At 53.7% G+C, this 24,045-nt stretch carries 23 protein-coding genes, 1 tRNA gene and 1 pseudogene; 5 read left to right on the forward strand and 20 right to left on the reverse strand.

The genetic code is table 11. The annotated features are described in order from the left end of the window. Positions 1-237: 237 nt before the first annotated feature. The 4 genes from MY052_RS19155 to proB form a co-directional block, all read right to left on the reverse strand. Positions 238-1,452: a tyrosine-type recombinase/integrase gene (locus tag MY052_RS19155; protein ID WP_241912730.1), complete on the reverse strand. Its 1,215-nt coding sequence runs from the start codon at positions 1,450-1,452 to the stop codon at positions 238-240. Between the two features lie 175 nt (positions 1,453-1,627). Continuing rightward, a tRNA-Thr gene (locus MY052_RS19160) sits at positions 1,628-1,703 on the reverse strand. A gap of 113 nt (positions 1,704-1,816) precedes the next feature. Continuing rightward, complete coding sequence (gene proA / locus MY052_RS19165) at positions 1,817-3,067, reverse strand: glutamate-5-semialdehyde dehydrogenase (protein ID WP_248537649.1); 1,251 nt, start codon at positions 3,065-3,067, stop codon at positions 1,817-1,819. Between the two features lie 10 nt (positions 3,068-3,077). Then, a complete protein-coding gene (gene proB / locus MY052_RS19170; RefSeq protein ID WP_035896573.1) occupies positions 3,078-4,181 on the reverse strand; it encodes a glutamate 5-kinase in 1,104 nt (367 codons plus the stop codon). 286 nt (positions 4,182-4,467) lie between these two features. Between proB and phoE the strand changes: the two genes are divergently transcribed. After that, positions 4,468-5,553: a phosphoporin PhoE gene (gene phoE / locus MY052_RS19175; protein WP_202216407.1), complete on the forward strand. Its 1,086-nt coding sequence runs from the start codon at positions 4,468-4,470 to the stop codon at positions 5,551-5,553. Between the two features lie 161 nt (positions 5,554-5,714). On the opposite strand, the gene crl is transcribed toward phoE, so the two are convergent. The 3 genes from crl to gpt all read right to left on the reverse strand — a co-directional run bounded on the left by crl (position 5,715) and on the right by gpt (position 7,982). Further along, positions 5,715-6,116 (reverse strand): sigma factor-binding protein Crl, encoded by a 402-nt coding sequence (crl, locus tag MY052_RS19180; RefSeq protein WP_035894438.1) that lies wholly within the window; start codon positions 6,114-6,116, stop codon positions 5,715-5,717. A 57-nt stretch (positions 6,117-6,173) separates the two neighbouring features. Further along, a complete protein-coding gene (frsA, locus tag MY052_RS19185; RefSeq protein WP_035894439.1) occupies positions 6,174-7,418 on the reverse strand; it encodes an esterase FrsA in 1,245 nt (414 codons plus the stop codon). A gap of 105 nt (positions 7,419-7,523) precedes the next feature. After that, complete coding sequence (gene gpt / locus MY052_RS19190) at positions 7,524-7,982, reverse strand: xanthine phosphoribosyltransferase (RefSeq protein WP_035894440.1); 459 nt, start codon at positions 7,980-7,982, stop codon at positions 7,524-7,526. Positions 7,983-8,239: 257 nt separating this feature from the next. On the opposite strand from gpt, the gene pepD reads away from it, so the two are divergent. Next, the gene (gene pepD / locus MY052_RS19195; protein WP_035894442.1) at positions 8,240-9,697 is read left to right on the forward strand and encodes a cytosol nonspecific dipeptidase; all 1,458 of its coding nucleotides are present in this window, start codon (positions 8,240-8,242) and stop codon (positions 9,695-9,697) included. 90 nt (positions 9,698-9,787) lie between these two features. On the opposite strand, the gene MY052_RS19200 is transcribed toward pepD, so the two are convergent. From MY052_RS19200 to lafU, 4 genes are all read right to left on the reverse strand, one after another. After that, positions 9,788-10,231, reverse strand: a complete 444-nt coding sequence (locus MY052_RS19200) for a GNAT family N-acetyltransferase (protein ID WP_123652794.1) — start codon at positions 10,229-10,231, stop codon at positions 9,788-9,790. A gap of 2 nt (positions 10,232-10,233) precedes the next feature. After that, positions 10,234-11,289, reverse strand: a complete 1,056-nt coding sequence (gene dinB, locus MY052_RS19205) for a DNA polymerase IV (RefSeq protein WP_248537650.1) — start codon at positions 11,287-11,289, stop codon at positions 10,234-10,236. Positions 11,290-11,356: 67 nt separating this feature from the next. Next, entirely contained in the window at positions 11,357-12,001 is a 645-nt protein-coding gene (locus MY052_RS19210) for a DNA primase (RefSeq protein WP_248537651.1), read from the reverse strand. A 60-nt stretch (positions 12,002-12,061) separates the two neighbouring features. Then, positions 12,062-12,904 (reverse strand): putative lateral flagellar export/assembly protein LafU, encoded by an 843-nt coding sequence (lafU, locus tag MY052_RS19215; RefSeq protein ID WP_051910757.1) that lies wholly within the window; start codon positions 12,902-12,904, stop codon positions 12,062-12,064. On the opposite strand from lafU, the pseudogene MY052_RS19220 reads away from it, so the two are divergent. Further along, positions 12,879-14,597: pseudogene (locus MY052_RS19220) on the forward strand (flagellar biosynthesis protein FlhA); the annotation flags it as partial. The gene lafU and the pseudogene MY052_RS19220 overlap by 26 nt on opposite strands. A 111-nt stretch (positions 14,598-14,708) precedes the next feature. Then, positions 14,709-15,020: a hypothetical protein gene (locus MY052_RS19225; protein WP_147281561.1), complete on the forward strand. Its 312-nt coding sequence runs from the start codon at positions 14,709-14,711 to the stop codon at positions 15,018-15,020. Here MY052_RS19225 and MY052_RS19230 read toward each other — a convergent pair. The 8 genes from MY052_RS19230 to MY052_RS19265 all read right to left on the reverse strand — a co-directional run bounded on the left by MY052_RS19230 (position 15,017) and on the right by MY052_RS19265 (position 21,987). Next, a complete protein-coding gene (locus MY052_RS19230; protein ID WP_248537652.1) occupies positions 15,017-15,778 on the reverse strand; it encodes a C40 family peptidase in 762 nt (253 codons plus the stop codon). The two genes, MY052_RS19225 and MY052_RS19230, sit on opposite strands and share 4 nt — an antisense overlap. A 148-nt stretch (positions 15,779-15,926) precedes the next feature. Continuing rightward, positions 15,927-16,142: a (Na+)-NQR maturation NqrM gene (gene nqrM / locus MY052_RS19235; protein WP_185064570.1), complete on the reverse strand. Its 216-nt coding sequence runs from the start codon at positions 16,140-16,142 to the stop codon at positions 15,927-15,929. 2 nt (positions 16,143-16,144) lie between these two features. Next, complete coding sequence (nqrF, locus tag MY052_RS19240) at positions 16,145-17,368, reverse strand: NADH:ubiquinone reductase (Na(+)-transporting) subunit F (RefSeq protein ID WP_248537653.1); 1,224 nt, start codon at positions 17,366-17,368, stop codon at positions 16,145-16,147. 12 nt (positions 17,369-17,380) lie between these two features. Then, on the reverse strand, positions 17,381-17,977 hold the full coding sequence (gene nqrE / locus MY052_RS19245) for an NADH:ubiquinone reductase (Na(+)-transporting) subunit E (protein ID WP_185669670.1): 597 nt from the start codon (positions 17,975-17,977) through the stop codon (positions 17,381-17,383). A gap of 6 nt (positions 17,978-17,983) precedes the next feature. Beyond that, positions 17,984-18,622, reverse strand: a complete 639-nt coding sequence (locus MY052_RS19250; protein WP_035894452.1) for an NADH:ubiquinone reductase (Na(+)-transporting) subunit D — start codon at positions 18,620-18,622, stop codon at positions 17,984-17,986. Continuing rightward, positions 18,615-19,409, reverse strand: coding sequence for a Na(+)-translocating NADH-quinone reductase subunit C (locus MY052_RS19255; protein WP_248537654.1), 795 nt, complete (start codon positions 19,407-19,409; stop codon positions 18,615-18,617). The genes MY052_RS19250 and MY052_RS19255 overlap by 8 nt, the downstream gene beginning before the upstream one ends. Beyond that, positions 19,402-20,640 carry an NADH:ubiquinone reductase (Na(+)-transporting) subunit B gene (locus tag MY052_RS19260; protein ID WP_248538970.1) on the reverse strand — a complete coding sequence of 413 codons (1,239 nt, stop codon included), beginning with the start codon at positions 20,638-20,640 and terminating at the stop codon, positions 19,402-19,404. The genes MY052_RS19255 and MY052_RS19260 overlap by 8 nt, the downstream gene beginning before the upstream one ends. Before the next feature lie 3 nt (positions 20,641-20,643). Then, a complete protein-coding gene (locus tag MY052_RS19265; protein WP_248537655.1) occupies positions 20,644-21,987 on the reverse strand; it encodes a Na(+)-translocating NADH-quinone reductase subunit A in 1,344 nt (447 codons plus the stop codon). Between the two features lie 559 nt (positions 21,988-22,546). Here MY052_RS19265 and dpaA point away from each other — a divergent pair. After that, positions 22,547-23,287 carry a peptidoglycan meso-diaminopimelic acid protein amidase gene (dpaA, locus tag MY052_RS19270; RefSeq protein WP_035894455.1) on the forward strand — a complete coding sequence of 247 codons (741 nt, stop codon included), beginning with the start codon at positions 22,547-22,549 and terminating at the stop codon, positions 23,285-23,287. Here the strand turns inward: dpaA and MY052_RS19275 are convergent. Then, entirely contained in the window at positions 23,258-24,025 is a 768-nt protein-coding gene (locus MY052_RS19275) for a class II glutamine amidotransferase (protein ID WP_123652784.1), read from the reverse strand. The two genes, dpaA and MY052_RS19275, sit on opposite strands and share 30 nt — an antisense overlap. Positions 24,026-24,045: the final 20 nt, after the last annotated feature.

Consider the following 24,045-nt stretch of genomic DNA (forward strand, 5'->3'; position numbering starts at 1 on the left):
GAGTGTTTTTCATACAAAAACAGATGAAATGGCGGGAGAGCTGTCACTGGGCGGGGTGTAGAGCGATTTAGCAATAAGTGCTATTTATTTTCCTGTTTCAAGGTATTTTATAATTTTCATATTAATCAATTAGTTAATAAACATCAGTTTAAATTCTGACTTAATTCTTATCTGCATTAGCCAAGAAAAAGGGCTATGGCCGTTAAGACATAACCCTTCTTTCATCAGCAGTTATCCTTACCCACACCGATTAAACGTTCCCTGTACGGCATTACCGCCTTTCTCAAGGCTTACCATGTAGTCGGCATACCATTGCAGCATCTCGCGTCTGCCATCGAGATATTGCGCATGGTTGTAGGTGCCACGGATAGCATTCTTATCAACATGGGCTAGTTGGGTTTCAATCCATGCGGTGTTGTAGCCCTGTTCATGAAGAACGGTGCTCATGGTATGACGGAAGCCGTGACCCGTAACCCGTCCTGTATAGCCGATTCGCTTAAATACCTGATTGATACTGGCTTCGCTCATGGTCTTACTTGGATCATTGCGGCCCGGAAACAGCAAAGGGAATTGTCCCGTCATTGCTCTGATCTTTTCGATAATGGCTAACGCTTGGGTAGATAGCGGGATGATATGAGGACGGCGCATTTTCATGCGTTCAGCAGAAATTTCCCATAGCGCTTTCTCGGAATCGATTTCCGACCATAAGGCACCACGCAATTCACCCGTTCTTAGGCCAGTAAGGATCAATAATCTTGCTGCCAACACCATCAATTCACTACCAGAGTAGCCAGCAAGGGCTTTAAAAAAGGCAGGAAGCTCTTCGGTGGTCAGGAACGGGTAATGTGTAGATTCATGCCCCTGCATGGCACTGGTGAGATTAGGAGCGGGATTATACTCGGCTCTGCCTGTCACGATGGCATAGCGAAACACTTCACCACATCGTTGGCGCACTTTCTTTGCTTTCTCTGTTGCACCTCTGGCTTCGATTTTTTTAAGCACATTAAGAAGCTCTAATGGCTTAATGTCCGCAACAGGCCGTTGACCAAGAAAAGGAAAAATATCTTTATTGAAAGCTTCCAGAATGTCAGAGGCATACCCAACTGACCATTTTTTCACTTTCATGCTGTGCCATTCGAGCGCAATTTGCTGAAAGGTGTTTTTGACCTGCGCTTCACGCTCAGCTTTATGTTCTTTCTTAAGCTCTAAAGGATCGATACCCCCAGCGATACCTTTTCGAGCTTCATCACGCTTTGCTCTGGCATCAGCCAAAGACACATCGGGATATACCCCCAGCGCCAATAACTTTTCCTTTCCATCGATACGATACTTTAAACGCCAGTAGCGTGACCCGTTAGTTTTAACCAATAAGTAGAGGCCACCACCATCAGCCATCTTGTAGGGTTTATCTTTGGGCTTGGCAGTCTCGACCTGTCTGGCATTGAGCTTCATCTGGGGGTATCTCCTTTAGACCGAACAGCGAATACCCCCATTGATACCCCCAACTCACCGTAGATTTCTGTGAACGTGAGTAGACGAGCAGAGACAACAAGGGCCGTGAAACCGCGTATTATAAGGGTTTAAAGGGTATTTGAGTAGACTTAAGGAGACGTTAAAATAGGTAGGATGGTGCCGATAATAGGAGTCGAACCTACGACCTTCGCATTACGAATGCGCTGCTCTACCAACTGAGCTATATCGGCCCTGCAAGACGTGTTCACGAACGTGAATCACGGGACGAAAGGTTAAAACTAACCGGGCGATGCGTCAATAGTCAGGTTAATCAACCGCCTATTTTTGCATCGCCCGCTATCAATTACGCACGAATGGTATCATCGCCGAAGCCGATCCACTTGTAGGTGGTCAATGCTTCAAGGCCCATTGGGCCACGTGCGTGGAGTTTCTGCGTACTCACCGCCACTTCTGCGCCCAGGCCGAACTGGCCGCCGTCGGTGAAGCGGGTGGAGGCGTTGACGTACACCGCTGAGGAGTCCACTTCGTTGATGAAACGGTTGGCGTTGCTCAGGGTGCGGGTCAGGATCGCATCGGAGTGCTGGGTACCGTGTTGACGGATATGTGCGATGGCGCTGTCGATATCCGGCACCAGCACCACGTTGAGGTGCAGCGACAGGTACTCGTTATCAAGCTCTTCTGCCTGCAGCGGTACCAGCTTCGCAGGGCCTTGCAGCTCGCGCATCACGGTATCGTCGCCGTGCAGCGTAATGCCGCTTTCGGCCATCTGCTGGCTCAGCGCTGGCAGGAAGCGGTCGGCGATGGACTGGTTCACCAGCAGCGTTTCCACGCTATTACAGGCGCTCGGGCGCTGAGCTTTCGCATTGACGATAATCTTCAGCGCCGCTTCAATCTCTGCGCTGTCATCGATATAGATATGGCAAACGCCGATACCGCCGGTGATAACCGGAATCGTTGACTGCTCACGGCACAGCTTGTGCAGGCCAGCACCGCCGCGAGGGATCAGCATGTCGATATACTTATCCATGCGCAGCATCTCGCTCACCAGCGCGCGATCCGGGTTGTCGATGGCCTGAACGGCGGCTTCTGGCAGGCCGCACTCTTTCAGCGCACGTTGGATAACGCCAACGGTAGCGGCGTTGGTGCGATACGTCTCTTTACCACCGCGCAGAATGGCGGCGTTGCCGGTTTTCAGGCACAGCGCCGCCACGTCAACGGTAACGTTCGGGCGGGCTTCATAAATCACGCCAATCACGCCCAGCGGGACACGGCGGCGTTCGATGCGCAGGCCGCTGTCGAGCAGCCCGCCGTCAATCACCTGCCCTACCGGGTCGGCCAGTACACAGACCTGACGGACGTCATTGGCAATCGCCGCCAGACGGGCTGGCGTCAGCGCCAGGCGATCGAGCATGGCTTCGCTCAGGCCGTTTTCGCGCGCCTGGGCTAAATCTTCGGCGTTCGCCACGAGAATCTCTTCACTTTGAGATTCCAGATGATCGGCAATAGTTTCCAGAACCCGGTTTTTCTCACGGCAGGATAACTGCGCCAGTGTATAGGAGGCCTGCCTGGCGGCAATGCCCATTTGTTCCAGCATGTTGAACTCCTTAGCGGGTAATCATGTCGTCGCGATGCACGGCAACCGGGCCATACTCGTAGCCGAGAATGGCGTCAATTTCCTGCGAGTGGTGCCCGGCGATAAGGCGCAGCGCATCGCTGTTGTAACGGCTTACGCCGTGAGCGATGTCGCGGCCTGCAAGGCTACGAATACGGATTACTTCACCACGAGAGAAGTTGCCTGTCACGTTTTTAATGCCTTTTGGAAGTAATGAACTTCCGCGCTCCAGAATGGCGGCCGTCGCACCTTCATCCACAATCAGTTCACCGGCTGGCGGTGCGCCGAAAATCCAGCGTTTGCGGTTTTCCAGCGGGGTATCCTGGGCGTGGAAACGGGTGCCGACGGAGACATTCGCCATCACGTCGCCAATCACGCCTGGCAGGCTGCCTGCGGCAATAATGGTGTCGATACCGGCGCGGCAGGCAACGTCTGCGGCCTGCAGTTTGGTGCCCATGCCGCCCGTGCCCAGACCAGACACGCTATCACCGGCCACGGCACGCAGTTCGTCGTCAATGCCGTAGACGTCTTTAATCAGCTCGGCGTCCGGGTTACTGCGCGGGTCGGCCGTGAACAGCCCTTGCTGATCGGTCAGCAGCAGCAGTTTATCGGCACCGGCCAGAATCGCCGCCAGCGCGGAAAGGTTGTCGTTATCGCCCACCTTAATCTCGGCAGTGGCAACCGCGTCGTTTTCGTTAATCACCGGAACGATGTTGTTATCGAGCAGCGCGCGCATGGTGTCACGAGCGTTGAGGAAGCGTTCACGGTCTTCCATATCGGCGCGCGTCAACAGCATCTGACCGACGTGGATACCATAAATGGAGAACAGCTGTTCCCAGAGCTGAATTAAGCGGCTCTGACCTACAGCCGCCAGCAGTTGTTTAGAAGCAATAGTCGCGGGCAGTTCAGGGTAACCCAGATGCTCACGCCCGGCGGCAATTGCTCCTGACGTTACGATGACAATTCGATGCCCAGCCGCGTGGAGCTGAGCGCACTGGCGAACCAGTTCGACAATATGCGCGCGATTCAGGCGGCGCGATCCGCCCGTTAAAACACTGGTGCCCAGTTTGACCACCAGCGTCTGACTATCACTCATGATTCTCTGCCGTTAAAAATAGGAAATATAAAACCAGACAAACGTTGTAACAGGAGTCAGGCCGCTTGCCAACAGGCAGCGCAGAATGCGAGGGGTTTTGTTGCGCGGGATCAGGCATGCTAGAGGAGAATATTGACATTTTTATGACAGAAAAACTTTATCATACTTTTTTATATTTAATCTGACATTGTCATAAATTTTTAACACGGGAGGGATAAAAACGTTCCTGTTTTTTCACAGTGGTCTTTCACAGCAATTTTAGAACATAAAAAACCGGGATTGAGAAATGCAAAAAACTACGCTGGCATTAACGATGATGGGTATTATTGCGTCTTCTTCAGCTATGGCCGCAGAAGTTTATAACAAAGACGGTAATAAGCTGGATGTTTACGGCAAAGTAAAAGCCATGCATTACATGAGTGATGACTCCAGCTCCGACGGCGATAAAACATACGTTCGTTTCGGCTTTAAAGGCGAAACCCAAATTAACGATCAGCTGACAGGTTATGGCCGTTGGGAATCTGAATTCTCCGGTAATAACGATGAAAGCACCTCCACGCAAAAAACCCGTCTGGCTTTTGCTGGTCTGAAATTAAAACAGTTCGGTTCTTTTGATTACGGTCGTAACCTTGGCGCACTGTACGATGTTGAAGCCTGGACCGATATGTTCCCAGAATTCGGCGGCGACTCTACCGGTAAGACCGATAACTTCATGACCAAGCGCTCTAGCGGCCTGGCCACCTACCGTAATAACGATTTCTTCGGCGCTATCGACGGTCTGGACTTAACCTTGCAGTATCAGGGTAAAAACGACCGTAGCACCTACGCTACCGCGAACGGCGACGGCTTCGGCACCTCGCTTTCTTATGACTTCGGCGGCAGCGATTTCGCTATCAGCGCGGCGTACACCAACTCTGACCGTACCAACGTCCAGCAGGCAAAATCGCTGGCCAACGGTGGTAAAAACGCAGAGTCCTGGGGCACCGGCCTGAAATATGATGCCAACAATATCTATCTGGCAATGGTTTATACCGAAACCCGTAACATGACCCCAATTAAAGGTCTGGTTGCCGCGGATCAGGGCTTTGCAAATAAAGCGCAGAACTTCGAAGCCGTTGCACAATATCAGTTCGATTTCGGTCTGCGTCCATCCCTGGGCTACGTGCAGATGAAAGGTAAAGACCTGGACAACGGGATCGGCGATCAGGATCTGATGAAGTATGTTGATCTGGGTACGACCTACTATTTCAACAAAAATATGTCCGCGTTTGTTGATTATAAAATCAACCTGATTGACGAAACGGCGGTCACTAAACGTCTGGCGATTATGACCGACAACGTTGTTGCTGTTGGTATGACCTACCAGTTCTAAGACGAGAAATAATAACGCCAGCTGTCTGGCGTTATTTTCTTATAAATATAAAGGCCAGCGAATTCGCTGGCCTTTATATTTAGTATTGCCGGATGGCGGCTTTGCCTTATCCGGCCTACAAAAACGGTAGGCCAGATAAGCGTAGCGCCATCAGGTATTCACTACGCCGTGCGCTTCACCGCTTCATTGGCAAACCCATCAGCGGGTTCCAATGCCAGGTCCAACGTCGCCAGCAGATCTTTTGCCCGGTCGTGGAATCCGCGCAGCGTTTGTTGCAGTCGCTCAACTACCTCAGGATCTTTGATAGCCACCGCCTGCCAGATGCCATCTTTATCGAACAGACCGAACTGGTAACTGTAGGTAAAGCGGCGCTCTTCCGCTTCCATCTCCATCCACCAGCCCCAGAACTCGCGCTTCTCTGGCGCTGGTTTTACGTTTACGCATACCGCCAGACAGTCGAAAAAAAAGCGGTTATCGACACACTGTTCTTCGCGGATATAAGGTCCAAGCGCAGTGAATTTCTTGATCAATCTACTCTTCGGGTGTCCACTCGGTAACGTCATTGCGATCTCCTTTAGTGATGCAACTGTTTTACCAAATCAATAGAATTTATCAATATATTAACAAAATCTATTATTGATCCACCCGGCAATTTCTTTCAGTGCCTTATCGAAATTACGATACACCGGGTTAAACGGAATCGGCATCAGCTTGCCCTGCGAAGATGACGAAACAATTAACCGCGACTCCTCTTCCGGGCTGAACGGATCGTTCTCCCAGAAGCCGGACAGCATTGGCGTTGGGCAGCGTCGACCAAGCAGCCCCTGCGTCTTCAACGAGTAGCGATTAAGCTCAACCCGCAGCGCTTCGTCAGAGGCGTCGTGCATGCCGAGACGCGAGGCCAGTACGTCGAGATACATCTCAGGCACGCGGCCCTGATGCAGCGGATCGTTCAGCAGGCCATGCACCACCGGGCCAAGGCAGGCGACGGCTTTCAGGCGCTGTGCTTCGAGGTAAGCCAGCCGCACGGCGATATTGGCGCCAAAGCGGAAGCCAAATGCCGCCACGCGAGTGTGATCGACCCACGGGATATCCGGCAGTGCGCGCAGCGCGTGCTGATGGAGTATGCTGGAATCCTGGGTCAGCTTCCATTTTGAAGAGAAGCCAATGGAAGGCATATCCAGCGTCAGCATTGCAATGCCGAGTGGCGCAAAGTAACGCTCATAAAGGCTGTAGTAGTCGGTTTGCAGGCCATCCAGCCCGCCGCACATCAGCACCGTCGGGAACGGGCCGTTGCCTTTTGGCATATGCAGAAAACCGGTGACCGGCGAGCCTCCAGGTATAGCGAACTCCAGCTCACGTATTTCACCCGGCAACCGCTGCGCCGCTTCTTCATAGGCGCGGTTGGCCAGCACCTGCGCCTGCTCGGCGAGGTCATCGCCCTTCAGATGCGGGTAAGCGGCAATGCTATAAAGGTTGGAGGCGTGCAGCCAGTGGCGGCCGCTGAGAGCCTGGTCTTGCTCCTGGGTGGCTTTCTGCTGCCAGAGCATCGCTTGGGTAGACCACTCGTAAATCCAGTTACCGCCGCGGTAGCCCACCACGGTGTCATACAGCTCTTCGTCGGTGCGCTCGGCTTTACTCATCACGATACGCGCCTGGACGTCGAGGATCTCCTGCGGCGTCACACCGCGCCAGATCCACATCAGGCGGTTAATCATGCGGTACCAGTGGGGTACGTTATTGCCGCTAAGCGCCGACTGCATACGATCGGTGCTACCGTTATTGAACCGGCGAACCAGCGTTGACGTTTCAGGGTGTTTAAAACGCGGCTTGAATAGCGTTTCGCTGAGATTAGCTTCTGGCATCACAAAACCTCCATAGATACTGTCTTAGGGGTATTGTAACGCGTGGGACGTTAAAAAAAACAACGCCCGGCATAACCGGGCGTTGGAAGCGCATTTATTGATGAATTAACGGCCAGAAATAGGCGGTACGAATACCACGCCCATGTCCCAAGGCTGTTCAATCCAGGTATCCTGCGGGATATCAACAACATAATCGTCAACCAGCGGGCGACCTGCTGGTTTTGCGAAAATGGTAACGAAGTGGGCTTTCGGATACATATCGCGAATCGCTACCGCGGTGCCGCCGGTATCGACCAGATCGTCAATAACAATAAAGCCTTCGCCATCGCCTTCAGCGCGTTTCAGAACTTTCAGTTCACGCTGGTTATCATGGTCATAGCTGGAGATGCATACGGTGTCGACGTGACGAATGCCCAGTTCACGTGCCAGCAGTGCGCCAGGCACCAGACCGCCACGGCTAACGGCGATAATGCCTTTCCACTGTTCAGAAGGCATCAGGCGTGCAGCCAGTTTGCGTGCGTGAATCTGCAACATGTCCCAGGTGACGACGTATTTTTCGCTCATGTGAAGTGTCCCAGCCTGTGTTATACGGCTTAAAAATTGTTCAAGGGGGAAATGGGTTGCGCGAGATTATAGAGATCTGACGCACTAAAAACCAGTGTTAAGCGGAATCCACCGCGCTTTTTACGTGGTTTGTTCTACCGGGAAGGGCAGAAAGTGGTATTCTCAACCCCATCGCGCAAGCCAGAGCTTGTGGTATATGTATGTGCTAACCCTTTACCTGCAAGCGACTTTTGCAGAACGCCGTAAGGAGACTCATCGTGTCTGAACTGTCTCAATTATCCCCGCAGCCGCTGTGGGATATTTTTGCCAAAATCTGTTCTATTCCGCACCCTTCTCATCATGAAGAGCAGCTCGCCGCGCACATCGTTGGCTGGGCAAAAGAAAAAGGGCTTCACGCTGAGCGTGACCAGGTTGGCAACATTCTGATTCGTAAAGCCGCTACCCCGGGTATGGAAAACCGTAAACCGGTTGTGCTGCAGGCTCACCTCGATATGGTGCCGCAGAAAAACAATGACACCGTACACGACTTCGCTAAAGACCCGATTCAACCGTACATCGACGGTGAGTGGGTGAAAGCGCGTGGTACAACGCTCGGCGCAGACAACGGTATCGGCATGGCTTCCGCGCTGGCGGTGCTGTCTGATGAATCCGTTGAGCATGGCCCGCTGGAAGTGCTGCTGACCATGACCGAAGAGACCGGTATGGACGGCGCGTTCGGTCTGCAACCAAACTGGCTGCAGGGCGACATCCTTATTAATACCGACTCTGAAGAAGAAGGCGAAATCTACATGGGTTGCGCCGGTGGTATCGACTTCACCAGCAACCTGCCGCTGACCCGCGAAGCGATTCCTGCGGGCTTCCAGACCTTCAAGCTGACGCTGAAAGGCCTGAAAGGCGGCCACTCCGGCGGTGATATTCACCTCGGCCTCGGCAACGCCAACAAACTGCTGGCACGCTTCCTGGTGGCTCACGCTGCGGAACTGGATCTGCGTCTGGTTGATTTTACCGGCGGTACCCTGCGCAACGCTATTCCACGCGAAGCCTTCGCCGCTATCGCGGTTCCGGCAGACAAAGTCGATGCGCTGAAAGGGCTGGTTGAAACCTACCTGCACATTTTGCAAAACGAACTGTCGGCAAAAGAGAAGAACCTGACGCTGGTGCTGGAAGCGAATACCGTTGAAGGTAAAGCGCTGACCACCGCTTCTCGCGATGCCTTCATTCAGCTGCTGAACGCGACCCCGAACGGCGTGATTCGTAACTCCGACGTGGCAAAAGGCGTGGTTGAAACTTCTCTGAACGTGGGTGTGGTTTCCTTCACTGAAGATACCGCTACCATTCACTGCCTGATTCGTTCCCTGCTCGACAGCGGTAAAGATTACGTGGTGAGCATGCTGGAATCTCTGGGCGCGCTGGCGGGTGCAAAAACCCAGCCTAAAGGCGGCTACCCAGGATGGCAGCCGGATGCAAACTCTCCGGTAATGAAGCTGGTGCGTGAAACCTATCAGCGCCTGTTCAACAAGGTGCCGAACATTCAGATTATCCACGCGGGCCTGGAATGTGGTCTGTTCAAAAAACCGTATCCAGACATGGATATGGTTTCCATTGGGCCAACCATCACCGGGCCACACTCTCCGGATGAGCAGGTTCATATCGAAAGCGTTGGCCAGTACTGGCAGCTGCTGACGGAACTGCTAAAAGCGATTCCGGCGAAGTAAGTTCTGAGCCGTTCCCGACGGCGCTTCGCTTGGCCGGGCTACATTTGACGTAGCCCGGCCAAGTGGAATGACGCCGGGAATATCACCGCCCTACCTGATTTTTTCCATCCGATAGTTCACAAACGTCTCTCCGCGCGCTTCAACCTCTTGTTCTGCCACCACCACGAAACCCAACCGTTCAAAACACGCTTTGGCCGTAATGCTCGCATCTACCGTTAACGTTCCCGTCGGTACTCTGGCGAACAGCGCTTTCAGCAGCGCGCTGGCGACGCCCTGTCGCGCATACGATGGGTCGACAAACAGCAGGTCGATATAGCGCTCAACTGCGGTGACAAAACCGACAGGCGTTTCATCAACCGTTGCAACCAGAACCAGAGAGTCAGCCATTTTTTGTCGCCAGCGCGCATTATCCACCTGCGCCCAGGCGTTTACCTGCGCGGGCGAATAATGCTGACTGGCGGTTTCCCGCACCGCACGCAGGAAAATCTGGCACAGCGTGGAGAAGTCCCCGTCACGGTATTCCCGAATGATCATGGTTAAATCCCTAATAGCAGCTGTCGTTCCAGCTGGGGGTCCAGCAGCGTCACGTGCAGGCCCACCAGACGCACTCCGCGCCCGGCGCGGCGCTCGTGCCAGGCTTTGTAGGCCGTCGCGAGCAGATCGTCTTTGGTCAGCTTCGGCCAGACGTGCTCCTGGGTAGTTTGCTGGAAATCATTAAATTTGAGTTTTATTCCCTGCCTGGCAATGCGCAGGTCGGGCCGGACCTTCGCCAGCCGCCGTTCCAGCTCGGGGTAGAGACGCTCAACGATCGCCTCGCAGTCAGCCCAGTCGTGAATATCTTCTTCCAGCGTACGCTCCACGCCAACCGACTTACGCTGGCGATCGTTATGGATCTCCCGCTCGTCGATCCCCTGGCTGCGCTCCCATAGGATCCGCCCAAACTTGCCAAAGCGTTTAAGCAGCATGGCGAGATCGCTTTTCTGTACATCTTCGCAGGTGCGCAGACCCATACTTTCAAGCTTTGCCGCAGACACCTTTCCCACACCGGGAATTTTGCCAAGCGGCAGAGTTTTGAGAAAGGCGGGCACCTCATCAGGCGTCAACACGAACTGGCCATCCGGCTTATTGAGATCAGAAGCGATTTTGGCAAGAAACTTCACCGGGGCTACCCCCGCCGAGGCGGTCAGAGAAAGCTCTCTAAAGATAGTTTGCCGAATTTCCTGTGCCATCAGCGTCGCTGAGCCGTGGCAGTGCGGGCTATCGCTGACGTCCAGATAGGCTTCATCCAACGAAAGCGGTTCAATAAGCGAGGTATAGCGTGAGAAGATCTCGCGGATATGATTGGAGGCTTCACGGTAGGCCTCAAAGCGCCCCGGCAGCAAGGTGAGATGTGGACAGAGCTTCAGCGCCATTCCCGTCGGCATGGCGCTGCGCACGCCAAACTTACGCGCCGGATAGTTTGCGGTGCTAATCACCCCGCGCTGCACGCGGCTTCCGCCAATGGCGATAGGAATATCACGCAGCGACGGATTATCGCGCATTTCAACCGCTGCAAAAAAGCAGTCCATGTCGATATGGATAATTTTTCGCATCAGGCTCCCCTCACAAATCACTGTTTAAGTATACAGTACATTTATGCATTGAGGAAAGCCGACGCGGCTACATTTTCGGCGAGTTCATCATAAAGCGGGCATCGCACAGGTAGCGCACCGCCTCTTTGCCCTGATCCACCGCCGGGCTCCCCGCCATGCTCACAAACAGCTTGTTCACCTTTCTGACGTGGGAATGCAGCAACTTTTCAATCGTCATCTGCCGAAACGCATCATCCGCCATGCAGAAAAGCTCGTAGTCACCCAAACGCTCGCCGCAGGTTTCACAGTGGTTCATCCAGTACCGCAGCCCAGTGGTTTTACTTTTATCCAGATAGTAATTTCTGGCTTTGATATTCTTTTTTATCGCCTCAGGCAGTTCATTAATATGGAAGACGAAGCTATTACGCTTCACGGACTCCCACCCTATTCCATCCTGACTTTTGCGCAAATAACGGGTAAACATCACCGCAATAATGGAGGTAGGAAGATGGCAACTCCAGCAGGTCATCTTCGTTGAAACCACCAGATAGTAAGGTGCCATTATGTTAAAGCTATCCATATCATAAGCATAACCACCGAGCGCTTCCGTCAGCTCGTGCTCTTCCACATACCATACGTTCGAATCCGCATCGTAATGTGCCCCCTGGCAGACGGCCTGTGCAACGTCGTCGGTGTGAATATCCAGCGGGATGATACGTGCCGCATCAATCACGTTTTCCTCCTGAAAATGTTTCGGCTAAAAAATCCCCCGCATCAGCGGGGGGAGTAAAAATTATGGATTCGTCACCGCCCCTCGTCGAAGCGACGTCACCTTCTGCTGTTTATCCAGTTGACTCACCAGCGGCTGAACAATCTTCTCGCCCTGTTGACCAAAGTACTGATACAGCGTGTCTGACGCGCTCTGCGTCAGCACCATAATTTCAATGCGACGGTTGCCCGCGCTTTCTGGGTTTTTACTGTCCAGCAGCATCTGGTCGGCCATCGCGCTTACCTGCATGACTTTGTCATTCGGCATCCCGGCCTGTTCTAGCACGCGTCGTGCCGAGAGCGCACGGTCGCCAGAAAGGTTCCAGTTGTTGTAGATGTCGCTTTTATAGGCCATCGCATCGGTGTGGCCGGTGATGATGATTTTGTTATCCAGCGAGTCAAAGACCGGAGCCAACTCCACCAGCAACGATTTAAAGAACGGCATGATCCTCGCGCTACCGCGCTCGAACATATTGCGGTTCTGATCGTCTTTAATCAGCACCCGCAGCCCTTGGGGAACGATCTCCATTTCAAGGTTGCTTTCCATGTGCGCGTTGCGCGCAATGGCGTTGATATCGGTTGCCAGCTCACCCAATTCACGGGCCGATTTTTTCTTCAACATCGCCGTTTTCTCGTCCACATCCCTGGCTTTTTTGGCGTTCTCTTCGGTGATTTTCGCCAGCTCTTCCGGGGTGGTCGCCTGCATTTTACGCCTGGCGTTCTTACTGGCCGCCCCTGGTGCGATTGGCTGTTTACCTACCTTATTGAGCGGCGCCATACCGCCGCCGTTGAAAATAGACTGGCCATGCAGCGCCGCCACGATATTCTCACGGTCAGATTTGCTGACGCTGTTAACAATCAACTTCATCGTGGTGACCAAAGGGGCTGAGCGAATTTCCGAAGTCTCCGCCCGCTTCACCCTCGATGCGATGCCAGGCAAACAGATGGCTATCGATGCCGACCTTAACGCCGGGCTTATCAATCAGGCTCAAGCCCAAACGCGACGCAAAGATGTCGCGGGCGAGGCAGACTTCTACGGAGCGATGGACGGGGCGTCAAAATTCGTGCGCGGCGATGCCATCGCCGGGATGATGATCCTCGCCATCAACCTTATCGGCGGCGTGTGCATCGGGATTTTCAAATACAACCTCAGCGCTGATGCGGCCTTCCAGCAGTATGTGCTGATGACTATCGGTGACGGTCTGGTCGCACAGATCCCGTCCCTGCTGCTCTCCACTGCTGCGGCAATCATCGTGACCCGCGTCAGCGATAACGGCGATATCGCCACCGACGTGAGAACCCAACTGCTGGCGACGCCGTCGATTCTCTATACCGCCACCGGCATTATGTTCGTACTGGCTATTGTCCCCGGGATGCCGCACTTCCCGTTCCTCGCCTTCAGCGCGCTGCTGGGCTTTACCGCCTGGCGTATGAGCAAGCGCCCAAAAGCCGCTGAACACGAGGAAAAAAGCCTCGAAACGCTGACCAAAACCATTACTGAAAATGCCGAGCAGGTGGTCAGTTGGGAAACCATTCCGCTGATTGAACCCATCAGCCTTAGCCTGGGGTATAAACTGGTTTCTCTGGTAGATAAGTCGAAGGGCAACCCGCTCACCCAGCGTATTCGCGGGGTGCGGCAGGTCATTTCAGACACTAACGGCGTGCTGCTGCCGGAGATTCGTATTCGCGAAAACTTCCGCCTCAAAGCCAGCCAGTACGCCATTTACATCAACGGGATTAAAGCGGATGAAGCCGATATCCCTGCGGATAAGCTGATGGCGCTGCCATCGAGCGAGACTTATGGCGAAATCGACGGCGTGCTGGGGAACGACCCGGCCTACGGGATGCCGGTCACCTGGATCCAGCCAGCGCAAAAAGCAAAGGCGCTGAATATGGGGTATCAGGTGATCGATAGCGCCAGCGTTATCGCCACCCATGTGAACAAGGTCATTCGAAACCATATTCCCGATCTTTTTAACTACGACGACATCACTCAACTGCATAATCGTCTCTCTTCTATGGCCCCACGGCTGGCGGAAGACCTCAGCGCCGCGCTGAACTACAGCCATCTGTTAAAGGTGTATCGGGCGCTGCTGATTGAAGGCGTTTCACTACGGGATATCGTCACTATCGCCACGGTGCTGGTCGCCAGCAGCGCAACAACTAAGGACCCAATTCTGCTGGTTGCCGATGTTCGTCTGGCGCTACGTCGCAGCATCACCCACCCGCTGGTGCGCAAGCAGGAGCTGACGGTATACACCCTGAATAACGAGCTGGAAAACCTGCTGTCTAACGTTGTGAATCAGGCCCAGCAGAGCGGAAAAGTGATGCTCGACAGCGTGCCGGTTGATCCGAACATGCTCAACCAGTTCCAGACCAATATGCCGCAGGTGAAAGAGCAGATGAAGGCGGCCGGTAAAGAGCCCGTACTGCTGGTCGCCCCGCAATTACGTCCGCTACTGGCACGCTATGCCCGCCTTTTTTCTCCGGGGCTACACGTGCTTTCCTATAATGAAGTTCCTGATGAGCTGGAATTAAAAATCATGGGAGCATTAAGCTAAATAAATAGAGAACGCGGCAGTTAAGTTTCGTCCAAATTTGCCGCTTTATAGTTCTGAACATACCAGGGAAGGTGTGTTTCTCCGGAAATTTTTTATTGCCAGGAATATCACGTGATGAGAGATGAAAAAGTAAAAAGGAATTTTGCTTACCGCTCTGGGCATCATCCGCGGCGCCAATACTCTCCAACTTTTATGGAGTTTGTGCATCGTCAGGAAGAGCGGCGGGAACACCATGAGCAGGAGATGAGTAAACACGCATCTTGCGGTAAATCAGTGGAGAAATCTGCAGACAATCAACGATATCACGCTATCCCAGACACCTTTGATACCCCACCCGTACCGCTGATTAGCGCCTTTGACCTCTTTCTGTCAGCCGCGTTGATGTTTCTTTTCATCACCATGCTGCTGCTATTTATGAATTAAAGCACCGTGTTCTCTGTCAGGGTCCGTCGAGCGCCAAGATAGTGATCCTGCCAGAACATATCTGCTAAATGACTTACACGGATCGTTTCTCCAGTACGCGGAGACTCAATAAAGTCGCCGTTGCCCAGATAGACCCCCATATGATCCGCAAGCTCTTTACTATGAATATGGAAGAAGAGCAGGTCGCCACGACGCAGATCGTTATTTGCTACAATCGTCGCACGACGGTAGTGATACATTTCATTTGCCGTCCGCGGTAATTTTGCCGCAAGGATCTTATTGTAGGCGTAAAATATCAAACCACTGCAATCAAATCCCTGGTCGGGATTTACGCCGCCCCAGACATATGGTTTCCCCAACTGCTGCTCAAGACGGTGAATCGCAACTTCGGTCATATTATGCAGGTGGTCGCTGTTGAGGAAATGCGCATTTTCAGCCAGCGCCTTCCAGTGACGATCGCTGGCTTTAAGCGGGCCTGGAAACCACTCCGGATGCTGCTTAATCAACAGGCGGTTCTGTTGGCGCAGCGCTTTCTTACTCTCTGCGTCGCCCACCACAATATAGCTGGCCTGCTTTTGCAGTTTCGCATGATATGCCCCCCACAGCTTTTCCCGGTTCTGTCGACGCAGCGAAGCGCCATAGCTTAGCAAAGCATGAGGGGCAGGCTTGTGGGTATGCGCAAAAGCAAGCGGACTCAGAGCCATACAGGCCAGCAATGCGGTGGACAGAAAGCGGGTCGATGTAGAAGGGGAAGCCATGAAAACCTTTCAACCGTGAAACGTCGAAACAGTCTACGTTGGCAGGGTTTACGCCAGGATTAATTCTCGATTATTAATCAATTAATAATTATATTTCATGACGTTAAATAACCCGGCAGATGGATATTATACCGGGTTATTCGTCGATTTACAGGATACGGTTCTGCTGGCGTTGCGCTTCCCGAGCCATGCGTTTTTTACGCGCATCACAGGGCTCGGGGCAATCACATACTTTTTCCAACCCCAGCGATGAAATTCCTCCGCAGCTTCCCTGTAGGCTTTTTCGCTTGACCATATAGCCAAGCGACATGCCGAAGATAACCAACAAAAAAATGCAGAAGGTCGCCAGAAAGACCGTTAACATCATCATCCTCCAAAATCATCGAGCATGATGTTCTCATCCTCAACGCCCAGCTCTTTGAGCATTTTGATAACCGCCGCGTTCATCATTGGTGGCCCACACATGTAGAATTCGCAGTCTTCCGGTGCCGGGTGGTCGCGCAGGTAGTTTTCGTAAAGGACGTTGTGAATAAAGCCAGTATAGCCCGTCCAGTTATCTTCCGGCAGTGAGTCAGAGAGCGCAATATGGAAGGTAAAGTTCGGGTTTTCCTGCGCCAGCTTTTCAAATTCATCCTGGTAGAACATTTCGCGCAGGGAACGCGCGCCGTACCAGAAGCTGATTTTGCGGTTGCTATGCAGGCGCTTAAGCTGGTCAAAAATATGCGAACGCATAGGCGCCATACCCGCACCGCCGCCGATAAACACCATTTCGGCGTCGGTTTCTTTGGCAAAGAATTCGCCAAACGGCCCGGAGATCGTCACCTTATCGCCCGCTTTCAGCGACCAGATGTAGGAGGACATAATCCCTGGCGGAACGTCAGGCGCGGACGGCGGCGGCGTAGCGATACGCACGTTGAGCATGATGATGCCCTTTTCATCCGGGTAGTTTGCCATTGAGTAGGCGCGCAGGGTCGGCTCTTTAACGTCGGAAACATAGCGGAAGAGATTGAATTTATCCCAGTCGCCGCGGTATTCATCCGGCACGTCAAAGTCGGCGTAAGCGACCTTATGCGGTGGGCACTCAATCTGAATGTAGCCCCCGGCACGGAATGGCACGCTTTCACCAGCAGGAATAGCGAGCTTCAACTCTTTAATAAACGTCGCTTTGTTATCGTTAGAGATAACTTCGCATTCCCATTTCTTCACGCCAAACACTTCATCTGGCAGCTCGATTTTCATATCCTGGCGCACGGCCACCTGACAGGCCAGGCGACAGCCTTCTTTGGCTTCGCGCTTCGTAATATGCGAAAGCTCGGTCGGCAGAATATCGCCCCCGCCCTCTTTCACCTTCACCCGGCACTGCCCGCAGGAACCGCCGCCACCGCAGGCGGACGAGATAAAAATACCGTTGCTGGAGAGCGTATTCAGCAGCTTGTCACCGGCTGGCGTTTTGATCTGCTTATCGGCTTCGTTGTTGATTTCAATCACCACGTCACCGGCGTTCACCAGCTTCGATTTGGCAAACAAGATCAGCACCGACAGCACCAGCACAATCAGCGTAAACATGACTACGCCAAGTAATATTTCCATAATTAACGACCCTTATAGCTGCACGCCGGAAAACGACATAAAACCTAACGCCATCAGTCCGGTGGTGATAAAGGTGATCCCTAAGCCGCGCAGTCCCGCGGGCACGTTTGAGTACTTCATTTTTTCGCGAATGCCAGCCATAGCGACAATGGCCAGCATCCAACCAATGCCGGAACCAAAACCGTAGACGATGGATTCACCAAAGTTGTAATCACGCTGCACCATGAACGATACGCCGCCGAAGATGGCACAGTTCACCGCAATCAGCGGAAGGAAGATGCCTAATGCGGTGTAGAGTGACGGGAAGTATTTATCAAGGATCATCTCGAGGATCTGTACCAGCGCCGCAATCACCCCAATAAAGGTGATGAAGTTCAGGAAGCTAAGATCCACGCCGTCAACCAGCGCGCCGTCGCGTAGCACCAGGTTGTAGACCAGATTGTTAATTGGCACGGCAAGGCCGAGCACAACCGTTACCGCCACCCCCAGACCGAACGCGGTGGAGACTTTCTTCGACACAGCGAGGAAGGTACACATCCCCAGGAAGAAGGCCAGCGCCATGTTCTCAACAAACACCGCGCGAACAAACAGGCTAATGTAATGAGCCATAATCGGTTACTCCTTTTCCTGCTGTTCAGGCTTCCAGCTACGAAGCGCCCAGATCAGCAAACCGATAATGAAAAACGCGCTCGGCGCGAGCAGGAACAGACCGTTAGGCTGGTACCAGCCGCCGTTCTGCACCGTTTCCAGCACCGTGATGCCAAACAGCTTGCCGCTGCCGATGAGCTCACGCAGGAAGCCAACAATCAGCAGGATAGCGCCGTAGCCCAGCCCGTTGCCGATGCCGTCCATAAAGCTCGCCAGCGGGGGAGACTTCATGGCGTAGGCTTCCGCGCGCCCCATCACGATACAGTTGGTGATAATAAGCCCAACGAATACCGAGAGCTGTTTAGAGGTTTCGTAAGCGAATGCGCGCAGCAGCTGATCGACGACAATAACCAATGACGCAATGATCGCCATCTGAACGATAATGCGTACGCTGTTCGGAATGTGGTGGCGGATCATCGAGATAAACATGCTCGAGAATGCCGTCACCAGCGTCACCGCAATGGTCATCACGAAGGCCGTTTCCAGCTTGGTGGTGACGGCCAGCGCCGAACAGACACCAAGCACCTGCAGCGCAATCGGGTTATTGGCGATAAGCGGGCCAACCAGCACGCGCTTCATCTCTTTCATATCACCCTGCTCAGCCATGATTCAGCCCTCCTTCACGCACCTGCTTCAGGAATGGGCCAAAGCCCAGTTCGCCCATCCAGAACTCAAAGCTGTGCTGCACCCCGTTAGAAGTGAGCGTTGCCCCGGAGAGACCGTCAACTGCGTAGAGATCGCCCTGCGGTGCCGCGCCTTTCATGACGCGTAGCGCCGGTTTACCGTTATCATCCACCACGCGTTTCCCCACAAACTGCGCATGCCAGTTCGGGTTTTCAATTTCACCGCCGAGGCCCGGGGTTTCTCCCTGGTCGTAGTAGGTAATGCCCCGGATGGTACGGCCGTCAGTATCCAGCGCCACGAAGGCGTACATCATCGACCACAGTCCGTTGCCGTACACCGGCAGAACCATCTCCTGTACCTTCTGCTGTTCATCTTTAATAAGATAAATTTCCACGACGTTACTGCGACGGCGAATGCCTGCCGGGTCTTCGCTGGAGGTCAATTCAATGCTTTGTGCCGGGTCTTTCAGCGCCTGGCTTTGGTTAAACTTCGTCGGGTCTTTGTCGAGGACGCTGCCACTTTTTAAATCGACCAGGCGAGGCACCACGCGGGATGCAAATACCTCGGCCACATCGTCTGCCGACATGTTGTCGTGCATCAATCCCGCCACCGCCAGAATATTGCGCTGTTTATCCAGCGCGCGCTGCTCCTGTTGGCGCGGTTTCAGCCCAACGGCGGAGCCCGCCACGACGATAGAGCAGACCAGGCAAAGCACCAGCACCACCAGCAGCGTCTTGCCGATGCTATCGTTACTGTTGTTTTCAGCCACGCGACTTCCTCCGCTTTATGTTGGCCTGCACCACGAGGTAATCAAATAGCGGCGCAAAGAGGTTGGCGAACAGAATCGCCAGCATCATCCCTTCCGGATAGGCTGGGTTAACCACGCGGATTAACACGCACATCACGCCTATCAACGCCCCGTAGCACCACTTTCCTTTGTCAGTAAACGAGGCGGAAACCGGGTCGGTTGCCATAAACATCATGCCGAAAGCAAAACCGCCCAATACCAGATGCCAGTACCACGGCATGGCGAACATCGGGTTGGTATCGGAACCAATCAGGTTAAACAGCGTGGCGCAGGCCATCATGCCGAGCATCACGCCGGCAACGATGCGCCAGGAGGCGACACGGCCAAAGATAATCAGCGCCCCGCCAAGCAGGATCATCAGCGTCGAGACTTCCCCAATGGAGCCTGGGATATTCCCGATAAAGGCATCCATCCAGCTCACCGGCTGGCCAGTTACAACGTTAACCAGCGACTCACCGCCGCGGCTTGCCCACTGGGAGAGCGGCGTGGCGCCGGAGAAGCCGTCGGCCGCCGTCCAGACTAAATCGCCGGAGATTTGCGCCGGATAGGCAAAGAACAAGAAGGCACGCCCCGCTAACGCCGGGTTAAGGAAGTTGCGCCCGGTGCCGCCAAATATCTCTTTGGCAATCACCACGCCAAAGGAGATCCCCAGAGCGGCTTGCCACAGCGGCAGGGTTGGCGGGACAATCAGCGCAAACAGAATCGAGGTGACGAAGAAGCCTTCGTTGATCTCATGCTTGCGCACGATAGAAAACAGCACCTCCCAGAAACCACCTACCAGGAAGACCACCGCATAGATTGGCACAAAGAACACCGCGCCTAGCATCATCATGCTGAACCAGCCAGCATCTGGCGCAAAACTCACGCCCAGCGCCTGCGCTACGCTGTAGTGCCAGTTTCCAGCAATCACCTGCTGGAGCTGTTCAGCGCCGTAGAGCTTGTGCAGCGCCGGAATGGTCTGCAGGCCGACGTTGTACATCCCCCAGAACATCGCCGGGAAAACGGCGAACCAAACGAGGATCATCATACGTTTCAGGTCGATAGCATCACGAACGTGCGCCGCGCCCTTCGTGACGTGACCCGGCGTGTAGAGCAGCGTGGCTGCTGCTTCATACAGCGGGTAGTACTTTTCCAGTTTGCCGCCCTGCGTGAAGTGCGGCTCAACTTTTTCTATTAGCTGTTTTAAGCCCATCACTTAGCCTTCCTGCTCAATTTGCGTTAATACGTGGCGTAGCACCGGCCCGTATTCGTATTTCCCCGGGCAAACATAGGTGCACAGCGCCAGGTCCTCTTCATCAAGCTCCAGGCAACCAAGCGCCTGGGCGCTATCGGTATCGCCAGCCAGCAGATCGCGAAGCAGGACGGTTGGCAGGATATCCAGCGGCATCACCCGCTCGTAGCTGCCAATTGGAACCATCGCGCGTTCGCCGCCGTGAGTATCGGTGGAGAGGTTGAACAGCTTTTTCTTGAGGAAGTGGCCAAGCGTAGTGCGGGTGATAGAGAACTTATCCCGCCCCGGCGCGACCCACCCCAGCAGCTCTTTGTCACGCCCTTCTTTCAGCACGCTCACCTGCAGGTGGAAGCGCCCGAGGAAGGCGTGCGGCCCGACGGCCTGTGTGCCGTTCAGGACAGAACCAGAGATAACGCGGTTTTCGCCATCGTGGAGTTCGCCCACCAGCAGCGCGTCGAGGTCTGCGCCAAGACGAGTGCGCAGCAAGCGCGGCTGTTTCACCTGCGGGCCACCGAGCGCAATAATGCGTTCAGTCCAGAGCACACCATCAAGGAACAGCTTACCGTAGGCGATAACATCCTGATAGTTCAGGTGCCACACCTGTTTGTTCAGGCTCACCGGCTCCAGGAAATGAATGTGAGTCCCCACTAACCCAGCAGGATGCGGGCCAGCGAATTGGTTAAAGGTCACCTGTCCCTGCGGATGCCCACCCAGTTTCCCGCCGCTGCCCTGGCAGACGTGCACTCTGCCGTCGGTCAGGCGCGTCAGCACGGTCAGACCGGCGTTAAAAGCGTCGCGCTGGGCGAGTATAATTGGCTGCGGGTCGGCAGCCAGCGGGTTAGTGTCCATCGCAGTGACGAAAATAGCCGCGGGTTCGGTACCTGGCGCAGGCGTTTTGCTGAATGGGCGCGTGCGCATCGCGGTCCACAAACCGGATTCAATGAGCTGTTCGGTAACCGTTTCACGCGGGAGCGTTGCCAGCTCATCGGGCGCGTAGGCGTTAAAGGCCACGGCATCATCGCCTTCAATATCGATAACAACAGATTGCAGCACCCGACGCTCACCGCGGTGGATGGCGCTGACAATGCCGCTGGCTGGCGCGGTAAAACGCACGCCGGGTATCTTTTTATCTTCGAAAAGCAGCTGCCCTTTGGCGACCCTGTCGCCCTCTTTGACCGCCATCGATGGGCGCAGCCCGATATATTCTTCACCTTTCACCGCGACACGCGTGACCGTCACATCATCAATGCGTTGCCCGTCAGGCAGGCCAGCTATAGGCAGATCGAGGCCTTTGGTTATTTTAATCATACAGTTCGCAGGTATCCGTTAACGACGGCATCAGTTCGAAACTGAAGCCAGCGTTTTGGTTAACGAAACAAAAGAAAGGAGTAAAACCTGAAACCCAATGACCATCCGTGATTGGGCATATGAGAGATTGAAGCATCCTTTCTTACGCTGTTTTGAGAGTCAATACATTCACCACTCGAATGAGCATCCATTTACCCAATTTCTCTTCGAATGATTCAGTAACGAAAGTTTACCATTTTCTCTTTCTTCGATGCAGCAGTTCTGCTTTTGAAGCCGCTAAATTGCGAGCCGATACGCAAAGTGAACGTGTTTCAGACAAAGATAGCTAGTGAATCATCGGCTTATCCTACACTCTTTGTAGCCAATGCTGTCAGGCAGAGAAACAGCACAACGCACCGGGTTCCGGCGGGAATGCACTATGAAATGGTAAACGCTTACCATCCCTCTTGCGAAAAAATGCGGTGGTGCTAAGGTGAGCGCACAAAAAACAGATTTGTCTGCTTTTTTCTCTCTATTGCCTTCCTGGCATGTTGTTATCTTTTATCAAGGAACAAGTAGTATGCGCAAAATCGCATTTGTTATTGCGATGCTTTTGATGCCGTGCGTTTCGTTTGCTGGGTTATTAAGCAGCAATACGCCAACGACGCCTGTCAGCAAAGAATATAAGCAGCAAATGATGGGCTCACCAGTTTACATCCAAATCTTCAAAGAAGAGCGCACACTCGATCTCTTCGTCAAGATGGGTGAAACCTACCAACTCCTCGATAGCTATAAGATCTGCAACTACTCAGGTGGCCTGGGGCCGAAGCAGCGTCAGGGCGACTTCAAAAGCCCAGAAGGGTTTTACTCGGTGCAGCGCAGCCAGTTGAAGCCGGATAGCCGCTTCTATAAAGCGATTAATATTGGTTTCCCAAACGCCTATGACCGTTCTCACGGTTATGAAGGGAAATATCTGATGATTCACGGTGCCTGCGTGTCAATTGGCTGCTATGCCATGACCGACTCCGGTATTGATGAGATCTTTCAGTTCGTGACCGCGGCATTAGTCTTCGGCCAGTCGAGCGTTGAAGTCAGCATCTATCCATTCCGCATGACCGATGCCAACATGAAGCGTCACAAATATTCCTACTACAACGATTTCTGGCAGCAGTTGAAGCCGGGCTACGACTACTTCCAGCAGACGCATAAGCCGCCGATGGTATCGGTTGTTGATGGGCGTTATGTGGTCAGCAAGCCGCTGAGCCACGAAGTGGTTCAGCCGCAGCTGGCCTCAAACTATACGCTCCCCGAGGCAAAATAATCGCCATTCGCCTGGCATAATCTTGTGCCAGGTTTCATTCCCCGTCAGCGGTTGAGTTGCTATCACGGTAACCACATCGTTGGCGGTGGTCTCCTGCTGAAAATCAATTTCCACATCCCTATCCAGAAGTTTTGCCACGCCAAAAGGCGCACGACGCGTTATCCAGTACAGGTTGGTTGAGCAGAATGCCATGACGTAACGGCCATCTGACAGCAGCATGTTAAACACGCCCTTTTCGCGCAGTTCGTCCGCCAGCGAGGCGATGTACTTAAAGACCGCCTGCATATTGCCAGGCGTACGCGGATAGCGCTCGGTGAGCTTGTGCAACAACCAGCAAAAGGCTTTTTCGCTGTCGGTTTCCCCGACCGGGCGGAACTGTCCCGTTTCCAGCGATTTATAGCCGGTAAGCTGCCCGTTATGAGCGTAGGTCCAGTTGCGTCCCCAGAGCTCGCGGGTAAACGGGTGGGTATTTTCCAGCGCCACCATTCCGCGATTCGCCTGGCGAATATGCGCAATGACGGAGCAGGACTTGATGGGATAGTCCTGCACCAGTTTCGCGATAGGAGATTGGTAGCTGGGTTGGGGGTCTTTGAACGTGCGACAGCCTTTGCCTTCATAAAAGGTAATTCCCCAGCCGTCTTTATGCGGCCCGGTGCCTCCGCCGCGCTGGACCAGCCCGGTAAAACTGAAGCAGATATCGGTTGGCACATTGGCGCTCATCCCGAGCAGTTCGCACATAGCACACCCCCACAGCAATC

Source organism: Kluyvera ascorbata (genome assembly GCF_023195735.1).
In the GTDB taxonomy this organism is placed as follows: domain Bacteria; phylum Pseudomonadota; class Gammaproteobacteria; order Enterobacterales; family Enterobacteriaceae; genus Kluyvera; species Kluyvera ascorbata.

Excerpts from the sequence above, each read along its gene's own strand:
- lafU (WP_051910757.1), bottom strand. The coding sequence starts at position 12,904 with ATGAAGTTGATTGTTAACAGCGTCAGCAAATCTGACCGTGAGAATATC.
- proB (WP_035896573.1), bottom strand. The coding sequence starts at position 4,181 with ATGAGTGATAGTCAGACGCTGGTGGTCAAACTGGGCACCAGTGTTTTA.
- nqrE (WP_185669670.1), bottom strand. The coding sequence starts at position 17,977 with ATGGCTCATTACATTAGCCTGTTTGTTCGCGCGGTGTTTGTTGAGAAC.
- MY052_RS19250 (WP_035894452.1), bottom strand. The coding sequence starts at position 18,622 with ATGGCTGAGCAGGGTGATATGAAAGAGATGAAGCGCGTGCTGGTTGGC.
- MY052_RS19155 (WP_241912730.1), bottom strand. The coding sequence starts at position 1,452 with ATGAAGCTCAATGCCAGACAGGTCGAGACTGCCAAGCCCAAAGATAAA.
- nqrF (WP_248537653.1), bottom strand. The coding sequence starts at position 17,368 with ATGGAAATATTACTTGGCGTAGTCATGTTTACGCTGATTGTGCTGGTG.
- phoE (WP_202216407.1), top strand. The coding sequence starts at position 4,468 with ATGCAAAAAACTACGCTGGCATTAACGATGATGGGTATTATTGCGTCT.
- dpaA (WP_035894455.1), top strand. The coding sequence starts at position 22,547 with ATGCGCAAAATCGCATTTGTTATTGCGATGCTTTTGATGCCGTGCGTT.
- MY052_RS19260 (WP_248538970.1), bottom strand. The coding sequence starts at position 20,640 with ATGGGCTTAAAACAGCTAATAGAAAAAGTTGAGCCGCACTTCACGCAG.
- gpt (WP_035894440.1), bottom strand. The coding sequence starts at position 7,982 with ATGAGCGAAAAATACGTCGTCACCTGGGACATGTTGCAGATTCACGCA.
- MY052_RS19275 (WP_123652784.1), bottom strand. The coding sequence starts at position 24,025 with ATGTGCGAACTGCTCGGGATGAGCGCCAATGTGCCAACCGATATCTGC.
- proA (WP_248537649.1), bottom strand. The coding sequence starts at position 3,067 with ATGCTGGAACAAATGGGCATTGCCGCCAGGCAGGCCTCCTATACACTG.
- dinB (WP_248537650.1), bottom strand. The coding sequence starts at position 11,289 with ATGCGAAAAATTATCCATATCGACATGGACTGCTTTTTTGCAGCGGTT.
- frsA (WP_035894439.1), bottom strand. The coding sequence starts at position 7,418 with ATGCCAGAAGCTAATCTCAGCGAAACGCTATTCAAGCCGCGTTTTAAA.
- nqrM (WP_185064570.1), bottom strand. The coding sequence starts at position 16,142 with ATGTTAACGGTCTTTCTGGCGACCTTCTGCATTTTTTTGTTGGTTATC.
- MY052_RS19265 (WP_248537655.1), bottom strand. The coding sequence starts at position 21,987 with ATGATTAAAATAACCAAAGGCCTCGATCTGCCTATAGCTGGCCTGCCT.
- MY052_RS19200 (WP_123652794.1), bottom strand. The coding sequence starts at position 10,231 with ATGATCATTCGGGAATACCGTGACGGGGACTTCTCCACGCTGTGCCAG.
- MY052_RS19230 (WP_248537652.1), bottom strand. The coding sequence starts at position 15,778 with ATGGCTTCCCCTTCTACATCGACCCGCTTTCTGTCCACCGCATTGCTG.
- crl (WP_035894438.1), bottom strand. The coding sequence starts at position 6,116 with ATGACGTTACCGAGTGGACACCCGAAGAGTAGATTGATCAAGAAATTC.